Raw genomic sequence first — 9,829 nt, forward strand, 5'->3', positions numbered from 1 at the left:
AATAACGGTGGCTCCCAACCTCAATATCCAGTGGCTCCCAAACCCTCAAATACTCACTGGTGATACTCAAGGAAGTCCCGGTACTCACGGTTGACCTCCCGGGCCCGGTCACCGCGGGCGATCTGGTTCGACGCCGTCGAGGCGTTGTCCGGGACGATCACCTGCGCCGCGCCGCCGAAGTACTCGAACGCCTGCAAGTGCGCGTCGAGCCAGTTCGGCATCTTCTCGTCCAAGCAGCCGCAGGCGAAGACCATCCCCGAGTACGGAAGCGACGCCACGAACACCGACACTGTGGTCTTGGTGCCGATGACGGGATCGAAGATGGCCATCTTCGTGCCCGCCCAGTCGACCTGCATCGTGTGCCCGGGCACGTGCGTGATCCTCATCGTCAGCTCGTTGACCTCGACGTACTCGCCGACGATCTGACAGAACCGCTGATAGCTGTAATGCCGCTGCCCCGGCGTGCCGTCAGTGTCGAGGTAGTTCGCCCACAGCACCCGCAGCGGCAGCTTGTTCTTGCCCGTGCGCTTCTTCACGGCAGCCGCCACGTCGAAGGCGACGAACTCCTTCGACGGCGTCTTGCGTCCATCGGCGAACAAGACGTCGATCTCCTCGACGCTGAGCGCCTCGACCTGGCCGGCGGCGGTCAACCCGTGCTCGCGGCACACCTTCTTCGCCTTCGCGACCGTGCGATGCGAGCAACCCGCGATCGCCTCGATGTCCCGGTAGGACCTGTCCTGCAGCAGTAGCGACATCACCAATCGGTAATCAGTCACCCGTGCCTCCTGTTCGGATCCACGCGCAGCCGGGTTGCCACGCGTAGAACCGACAGGAGCACACGAGGACCGGCACCGCTATCCGATGCTCATACTCGCGCTACCCGATCATCAGAACCCTGCTATCCGAAGCACGTCCCTAACAGTCCGCGTTCTCGGGGTCGATGAGCACAAATGGAAGCACGTGCGCGGCGACGGCAGCAGCTCGTTCACCCACCGTCTTGGTGGACCTGACCCCGGTCGTGGACGGCACCGGCCCGTCTCGTCTGTTGGACATGATCCCGGGCCGTTCGGCGAAGGTCCTCACCGAGTGGCTCAACGCCCGCGACCAGGTGTTTCGAGATCGAGTCAAGGTGGTCACGATGGACGGGTTCGCCGGCTACCACTCCGCCGCAGCCAAGGCCGTGCCCGCAGCACGCACGGTGATGGACCCGTTCCACGTCGTGCATCTTGCCGCCGACAAGCTCACCGTGTGCTGCCAACGCATCCAGCAGGCCACCACCGGACACCGGGGACAGACCGGCGATCCGCTGTACGGCATCCGCCGCACCCTGCGCACCCGCGCTCCAGCTGCTTACCGACAAGCAGAAGGTCCGCTTGTTCAAGGCGTTCACCGCCAATGACGCGCACGCGGCGGTGGAGGTCACCTACGGCGTCTACCAGCGACTCATCGCCGCCTACGAGGCCTCGGGCAGGCGGGAGGGCAAGATCGCGATGTACAAGCTCCTCAAGTCGATCCGGGCCGGGGTGCCCAAGGAGCTGCCCGAGCTCGCCCAGCTGGGCCGGTCGCTATGGAAGCGCCGCCGCGAGATCCTCGCCTACTTCGACGTGGGCGCCTCCAACGGCCCCGTCGAGGCCATCAACGGACGCCTCGAGCACCTCCGCGGAATCGCCCTGGGCTTCCGGAACCTCAAGCACTACATCTTGCGGTCACTCATTCACTCCGGACAGCTGCGGGATCGGATCAATGCACTCTGAATCCGGAAGGGCCGGTTTCCGTCCTGTACGACGCTGAGGGCGCGTTCCCATCTTGATTCTCGTACAGATTCACCTGTAGCACCGCGCGTACTTACCGCGCGCTTAGTGTTGTCTGACTGCTTACACTCGCCACGCACCCGGTACGGAGACCGCGTAGTCGCCGACGCCGATGGCGGCGAAGTGCTTGATGGCTGCTTTGATCTTGGCGTTCTCGGTTGGACGGCGTTTCACCTCTTCGTCGGTGCTCTTAGTCTCGCGGATCATATAGATCCGGTCCTGGCCAGCCTCGTGCTTAATAATCGCCCAGTCTGGGTTGTAGAGACCGACTGGTGTATCGATCTTGAACTTCGACGGCAGCTTCATGAACAGCTTGACATCGTCGCGTCCGTCGAGGATTTCGGCGAATTGGCGTTCCGGTTCGGAGTCATAGACGACGTAATCGAAGTCCGACTTCTCCGGGTTCTGCAGCTTGTACATCTGGTCGAGGAATCGGTCTTTTTCTTCCTGCCCGTCCTTCTGAAGCTCGCGCAGCTCGTATACGTAGCCGCCGATCTTCTCGTACTGGATTCCCTCGGTGACGATTTCGGCGAGTACGGACTGCAGGCGACTCTTGACCATCTGGATGAAGTCGTTGGGGTTGCCGATGAACTCGGACAAGCGCCCACTGCCGATGAGGATGTCAATGATTGTCTTACGGGTCAGCGACGTTGCTTCCTGAAGCTCGGTGACGATGTCCGGCAGATCGTAAGCACCTTGGAGCGATGCTGACCGCTGCCCTGTCTCGGTGGCTTCGGTGCCGCCACGGAGGATCTTCACGCCGGCGCGGGAGACCTGGATGCGCAGCGGCTGAATCGACGGCGCTTCCTTGACCGCCTTAACCGTTGCCTCGATCAGGCGTTCGCGATCGACAGCGACCCGGTAGGTCGTGCGGCGTGAGATAGTGCGCCAGAACTCCTCAAACTCGGGGTTAGTGAATAGCTCCTTGTTGAGCTTGCGGGCTTTGCGCTTGGATTGCGGCTTGACGTATCGCTCGATGCTGGAGCGTCCGATGTACTCAATGATGACGTCCTCATAGGGCCAGTAGAAGTCCGGGACGTGCTGCTTGAGATCGAAACCGAGCTGTGTGGGCTGGTAGGCGGCGGTGATCTTGCCGTCCTTGATCATCCCCGAGGACTCCAACGCCTCGTAAAGCGCTTTGGATCGTTCGTAGCCGAAGTACTCCGGACCGTCGGGCTCGATGTGCTCGTCGTACAGCGGGATCTTGGAGAACTCCTGCGCGCGAACGCGGCCGATCTCGACACCGGACTTCTCATACTCTGTCTGGAGCGACTTGGCGAATGCCTGGTACGACTCGTTGGCAATGACGGTGAGCTGAGCAATGCTGCGGTCAGCGACGCGCTCGCCAGTCTGGTCAACTGGAAGACGTAGGCCGCGACCGATGGTCTGCCGTCGTTCGACTTCGGCCCCCATCTCACGCAGGGTGCAGATCTGGAAGACGTTCGGGTTATCCCAGCCTTCACGCAGTGCGGAGTGGCTGAAGATAAAGCGGACGGGCTCGGCATCGTCGAGCAGCCGTGTCTTGTCGCGCATGATCAGGTCGTAGGCATCGTCATCGGCCTTGGTAGCGCCGGAAGTGTCCTGGAACTTGTCAGCCGCCCCCTTCTTGCCCTTGAGGACGGAGAAGTAGCCACGGCGCAGGACCGCCGGATCTTGCGGGAACAGCTCTTGCCACTGGTTCGACTTGGCTCGCTCCTCGCGGAACAACTCGTCGAACCACTGGACGAACTGACCATTGGCGTCCACGTTGTTAACACCATCACCGAGGAAGTTCTCGACCTTGTCGACAAAGAACAGGCTCAGTACCTTGATGTTCTTGCTGGCCAGCATCGTCTGCTTGCGGAGATGCTCTCTGATGGTCTCACGGATCATCTCGCGGTAGATCGAGGCGGAGTTGCCGCCGATCTCCTCGCCCTGCTGGAGTATGCCGTGCCTGTTGAGCTCCACATACTGGGGTTCGATGGACAGTTCGGTGATCCACCAGCCGTTGTAGGCAGGGTTATTGGTTAGGTTGGATAATTCCTGATCCTGTCTGACCTTGATGACCCGGCGGGGTGTCGAGCCGTCAGCGGCGCGGACGGCCAGTTCAAGCTTGGCCTCCCATGGGTCGCGCCTGACCTCGATCACCTTGATGTAAGGCGCCGCGTCGGTTCCCTGTTGAGCAACTTCGGCGACGACGATCTGTTTGACCAGCCCGTGATCGTGGGCGTCGACCGGATCGAGTCGGTAGACGACGTTGCGCTGTTTGCGGTGGGTGGCCGAGAAGCGAAGCGTGGCGATGGGATCGAGATCGCTTATCGATGATTGAGACAGCTTGGATTCCATGTTCTGCGGCTCGTCCATGATGACCGCTGGACGAGTAGCCTTCAGGTAGTCGATTGGGCGAAGGCCGTTCAGTTTGTCTCGCGTCTGGTGAATGATGCGGGAGCTGGCGTCGCCTCGGATCGAGTCGATCGTCATCACCATGATCTGCACGTTGGTACTGGTGGCGAATCCCTGCACCTCCTCGGCAGATTTGCCCGAGTAGACCGAGTAATCGAAGGGCTGCGCCGGGTACAGCTCGCGGAAGTGCTGGTGCATCAGCTTTATACTGGTCGTGACTCCTTCCTTAATCGCGACGCTCGGCACGAGGATCACGAACTTTGTAAAGTTGTAGGCCTTGGCTAGCTCGAAGATCGTGCGTAGATAAACGTATGTCTTACCCGTGCCAGTCTCCATCTCTATGTCGAAGTCGAGAGAGTCGCCGGCGAGAGCGTTGAGGACCTCTAAGCCGTTCTTGTCCTGGACGGCCTGCAGGTTCTGGAGGATAGTCGCCTCGTCAAGGACAAGGTTGTTACCTACGGCGCCGACCTCCCGAGACAAGTCGAGGTCCAGGCTGGTCTGATTCCGAGAGCCCTCCAGCTGGCCCTCGCAGCGCAGAGTCGTGAGGACCGCTTCCGCATCCCGGGGCTGGCCATCGAAAAGCTGCACCAGCGAACCGATGGCGTCGAGCTGATACTGCTGCTTGGCGTCAAACTTGAACTTCATTAGGCGGTCCAGAGCTCCACGTCTTTGCTCTTACAGAGCTGAGCAAGGTTAGTCTTCAGTTCATCGTCGCCTTGAAAGGCGTCTTCCAGAACGACAAGGCGCGCCGGTTCCTCGTCAACGAGGGCGCGCATCTGTTCTAGCGTGGGCTTGATGTGCTCGTCCAAGTATGCCAACAGCAGGCCGCCGCCAACCGCTCGGACTTTGAGGCCTGCGACCTCTTCCTCGCGAGACCGCTCGGTGAGGGAATAGCCCTGTTTTAGCAGCAGTTCCCAGAGTAGAGAGTCGGGCGTCGCTTCATCGTCCGCACTGTCCCGCAGATCCAGAAGGTGTTGCTCCAACTTACTAAGGTCAATATCGCTGGAGACCCGCCACTTCGTGAAGTTTGTGTCGGTCAACTCGAAAGAGCGATAGCCAAGGTCCAGAGCCTCCGAGCGATCGGTCAGCTGGGCCTCCATCTGCCCACGAGCGTGATCGAGACGGGACCGCGTCAGGTCGGAGACCGTGGCGAAACCAGCGCGGCGAGCCACCGAACTAGCCTCGGTCGGCTCCGGGAGCTGCACCAAGACAAACCGGCGCGACCCACCGTCCTCTGCGTTTTGGGCCATGACCGCATGGCCAGTGGTACCGGATCCGGCGAAGAAATCGAGGATCAGATCGTCGTCAGAGGTCGCGTGAAAAACCAGCCTCTTGACGAGCTCGACAGGCTTCACGGTGTCAAATCCGTGGTCTCCCATTAGCGTCTTGAGATCACGCTTCGCACTCTCTGCCGTCCCAATCTCCTTAGGGAAAAAACCCCAGAACGGCTTCGTTACATCGCCCCGCTCATCATCTGGGCGAACCTTCAGCGTCGGCTTTCCGCCCATCTCGAGGAGGTCGCCCCTGGCCTCGTATTCCGCTATTGTGTCGCGCCCCTGCTTCCACTGGTTGCCCTCTCGGGGCTCAATGCCGAGAATCGGGAACACCATCGAACCACGGCCACGAACTCCATCTCGCGCCATTTGCTCGACTTCGGCGAAACGGAAGGCGCCCCGCTCATCCCTCTCTGGATACTGCTTGCTTCCGGTCGACACGAGGTTGAACCGGCGCTTGTCGCGACGCGTGTACACCAAGATAATTTCAGCCTTAGGCTGAAGCTTGTTGAAGGAGGTCGAGGTGTTCTGCGACTTCGTCTTCGACTCCCAGTAGATCTCGCCTACGAAGTTAGACTCGCCGAACACCTCGTTCATGAGCGAACGGAGGTGGAACCCTTCGTTGTAGTCGATCGAGCAAAAAATTACGCCGTCGGCTGCGAGAAGGTTCCGCGCCAACTTGAGGCGCGGATACATCATATTGAGCCAGTTGGTATGGAAGCGACCCTCTGCCTCGCTATTTGTCGAAACCTTCTTACCTTCCTCGTTTACCTGCTTGGTCCATTCGAGGTAGGTGCCCAGCCCCTCCTTGTAATTGTCGGGGTACACGAAGTCCTGGCCCGTGTTGTAAGGCGGATCGATGTAGATCATCTTGATCTTGCCGTGGTAGTGCTTCTGCAGGATCTTGAGCACTTCAAGGTTGTCGCCCTCGATGAAGACGTTCTTGGTGGTGTCCCAGTCCCTGCTATTGACCTTGTCGGGGCGCAGCGTGGCGGTGGTGGGTTCTTGGGCGGCCCGCAAGGCGCGCTTCTTGCCCGGCCAGAACAGACCGAAACGTTCGTTGCTGTCGGCCGCGTCGTCCGCGAGGAGTTCGGTGAGCTTGGCGACGTCAATCTTGCCATCGGCGACGGCCTCGGGCACCAAATCCTGTAGCTTCTGCGCCAGCTCGGTCTGCAACTCGGGCGTCTTGCTCGGAATCTCGTAGATATCGTCAGTCACTCGGGTCTTCCTCACCATTATCGATTGCTTCAATTTTACTATTCACCGCCGCTCTTGATAAGCGCTGCGTTTATGTCGTCACTCTCCAGCGGATGGAGAACAGGTCCTCTATTTCTTGCTCACCTTGAAGCGACTGTTCGATGAGGTCGAGGTATTTGTCGGTCTCCTCGCGCAGCTTTATCCGGTCGCTACGGGCGCGATCATCCTCATCCTCCGCCTTTTGCGACCACCGGCGCGCTTCCTTTTTGTGGCGCAACTGTTCCATCGGGTCGTCAGTCACCCGCGCAGCCTTGCGGCTTTCCTTTTCCTTCTGACGGTACTGGCGGATCAACGCCTCGGACTCGGCCTTACGGTCGAGGGAGTTGCGGTACAGGATCTCCTCCTGCTGGTCGTAGTAGCGGGCGTTGCGCGCCTGGACTTCCTTCTCGAACTGCTCGCGCTGGGCGTCGAGGTGCGGCGCGAACGGCGTCTCGTCGATCATGTCAAGAGGATCCGACACGTTCGTGCACGCCAGGTCCATAAGGTCGGCGACGTACTCGTGGTCAAGCCACTGGCCGTCGTCAGTGAGGATGCCTGCGAGAGAATAGGATTCGGAGATGTCCTCGTCGCCGGCCTTCATGCGGAAGGTGACGACCTTGCTGACGAGCTGACCGCTCTTGCCCGCGAGGGCCTTGATAGCTGTACTAGCCCTCTCGGACTGAGAGATGTTGAATGTCAGCTCGCACGGGGGCGTGGCCGTGCACTTGGACCGGTCCATGACGTACCCAGCCAGTGGGCTGGCGAAGCGGTACTGGTGTGCACGCGCCTGCGGCTGCGACTTGAAGTGGTAGCGACCAGTCTGCGCGCCAGCCACAGGCACGGTACGTAGATCGAACACCCGCCCGTCACCCTCGAAGGTGGCGTCCTCGGCGAGCTGGTACCTGGTGACGGCGAGGAGGAGCCGTTCGAACTTGTTGAGCACCTCACCAGACTGTGCGTCATAGGACTTGAGGCGGTCCTGGACGTGGGGGTCAAGGTTGTCGAACACCTTGGCCTTGGCAGTCGCCATTTCCTTGGAGATCTCGCTCTCGAACTGCCTCTCGAGTTCATTGAAGGCGAAGTCGATGTCTGCGGCCGTCCGGCAGCGGTTCAAGATATCGGAGATGCGCTTCTCGAAGTCGAGCCCGTCTTCGATGGTACCGAGCACCTCGTCGCTCGCCCCGAAAACGCCCTGGAACAGGTGGAACTTCTCGTCCAGCAGTTCCAGGATGCGCTGCTCGGCGAGGTTGCCCTTGTTGGAGAAGTTTACGACGACCACGTTGTGCTTTTGCCCGAAACGGTGGGCTCGGCCGATGCGCTGCTCGACGCGCTGGGGGTTCCACGGCAGGTCGTAGTTGACGACCATGGAGCAAAACTGCAAGTTGATGCCTTCCGAGGCCGCCTCGGTGGCGATCATGATGGTGCCCTCGTCCCGGAAGTAGTCCACGAGTGCTTTACGTCTGTCGGCGGCGAGTACGCCGGTGATCACGTCGCTGCCTCGGTTCTTCTTTAGCCACTCCTGGTAGATCTCGGTCGCTCGAGGGGAGTCGTTCTGCCCGTTGAAGAGAACCAGGCCGTCACCGCGGCCGGCTTCTGTCAATGAGCGGGCGATGTACTCTTGCGTGACCGTGGAATCAGTGAAGATGATCGCCTTCTCTGGCGCGCCAAGCTCCCGTAGTCGATCGAAACCGAGGTCGAGGGCATGGTTGAGCTGAACAGCTTTCTCGTTCACGGTGATCGACCGTGCGAGTGCAGCGTACTCTCTGAGCTCACGGACTTCGTCGCGCATGAAAGCGATGATGTCCTGCGAGTTGCGTCCTGAATCTTGGCGAGCCGGTTGGTCGTCGAACTCATCAGACTCTTCGTCCGTGAGGTCGGCATCGATGATAAGACCGTCTATGCGCGGCTGAGGTCCGCCAGCGGCGATCTCGGCTTCCAGCCGATGGGCGATTCGCTCCAGCGTGCTTGCGATGGCGTAGGTGGACGACCCGAGGCGCTTCCGGATGATCAGTGCACTTAGGTGTCGTGTGGACGGCGAGAAGGCATAGAGCTCGTCGCGCTGGAGGTAGTCGTTGACGAGCTCGTAGAGGCGCTGCTCGTCGGCTGAAGGTTCGAAGCCGACAGTGATCGGCAGTCGCTCGGTGAAGCGGATGTACTTGTCCGCGTCGCGGCGAAGCGTGCGCTTGCTGATCTGCGCAACACGATCACCGAGATCATCGAATGCAGCCGTATCGCGATTCTTGATGTAGCGCTCACGGAAAGCGTCCAGCGAGTGAAAATACTCGGGGTCGAACACCGAAACGAGACCGTAGAGTTCTTCGAGCTTGTTCTGCAGTGGCGTTGCGGTCAGTAAAACGGTCTTACGGGCACTTTCAACGATGTTTGCGACGGCGCGGGCAACCTTGGATCGACCATTCCAGAAGCTGCGTAGACGGTGGGCTTCGTCAGCGACGACCAGATCCCACGCCCGAATCAGCGAGGCCTCGTGTCGCTGGGCGAACTCGTACGAACAGATCAGGGCCTCGGGATTGCTTCCCGCGTTAAGGAGGCGGTCCTTGGTCTTGGCGTCGAGCAATGAGGACGGAATAAGGAACTTCTCGTACAGCTCCTGCTGCCACTGCTGCCGCAGGCTAGATGGTGCAACGATCAGGATGTTGCGCTTGCGCTCCGCCCAGTACTGGCTGATCACGATGCCGGCCTCGATCGTCTTACCGAGACCAACCTCGTCGGCAAGGATGACACCCTTGAGGAACGGAGTCTGGAGGGCGAACAGCGCGGCGTCGATCTGGTGCGGCTTGGGCTCGACCTGCGCGTCAAACAAGAGGCCGGCGAGCTTCCCAACATGGTCGCTGGCGTAGCTGCGCTGGAGCTCGTGGGCGTAGTATTTAGCCTGGTAGTCCGAGAAGCCGTTCCGCATCGTCTTCTTTCCATCGAGATCCATATGAGGCGGTATCGCCAACCAGCACTCCTGGACGTGTGAACAGATTCAGATACTAACGAATCCCCTGCGAGTGGGCACAGCAAATACCGGGCTTGTACATTGGATTGTCTTTTGGCCGCTCGGCCCCTACTAGTGGTCCGCATTTGAAGTGTTGTTACGGTTGGCTTTCGCGAGGACTTCCTCGG

The 9,829-nt window shown here is 60.1% G+C and carries 4 protein-coding genes and 1 pseudogene; 1 reads left to right on the forward strand and 4 read right to left on the reverse strand.

Annotated features, from left to right (window positions below; all coding sequences use genetic code 11):
* Positions 1 to 53: 53 nt before the first annotated feature.
* Positions 54 to 776 (reverse strand): DDE-type integrase/transposase/recombinase, encoded by a 723-nt coding sequence (locus IY392_RS19535; protein WP_309233958.1) that lies wholly within the window; start codon positions 774 to 776, stop codon positions 54 to 56.
* Between the two features lie 145 nt (positions 777 to 921).
* Here IY392_RS19535 and IY392_RS19025 point away from each other — a divergent pair.
* A pseudogene (locus IY392_RS19025) lies at positions 922 to 1,754 on the forward strand (ISL3 family transposase); the annotation flags it as partial.
* Positions 1,755 to 1,874: 120 nt separating this feature from the next.
* Here IY392_RS19025 and IY392_RS00135 read toward each other — a convergent pair.
* From IY392_RS00135 to IY392_RS00145, 3 genes are all read right to left on the reverse strand, one after another.
* The gene (locus IY392_RS00135) at positions 1,875 to 4,838 is read right to left on the reverse strand and encodes a DEAD/DEAH box helicase family protein (protein WP_194860208.1); all 2,964 of its coding nucleotides are present in this window, start codon (positions 4,836 to 4,838) and stop codon (positions 1,875 to 1,877) included.
* Positions 4,838 to 6,685: a site-specific DNA-methyltransferase gene (locus IY392_RS00140; RefSeq protein WP_194860209.1), complete on the reverse strand. Its 1,848-nt coding sequence runs from the start codon at positions 6,683 to 6,685 to the stop codon at positions 4,838 to 4,840. The genes IY392_RS00135 and IY392_RS00140 overlap by 1 nt, the downstream gene beginning before the upstream one ends.
* Positions 6,686 to 6,755: 70 nt before the next feature.
* Positions 6,756 to 9,620 (reverse strand): SNF2-related protein, encoded by a 2,865-nt coding sequence (locus tag IY392_RS00145; RefSeq protein WP_194860210.1) that lies wholly within the window; start codon positions 9,618 to 9,620, stop codon positions 6,756 to 6,758.
* Positions 9,621 to 9,829 lie beyond the last annotated feature (209 nt).

Source organism: Dietzia sp. SYD-A1 (assembly GCF_015356725.1).
In the GTDB taxonomy this organism is placed as follows: Bacteria; Actinomycetota; Actinomycetes; order Mycobacteriales; family Mycobacteriaceae; genus Dietzia.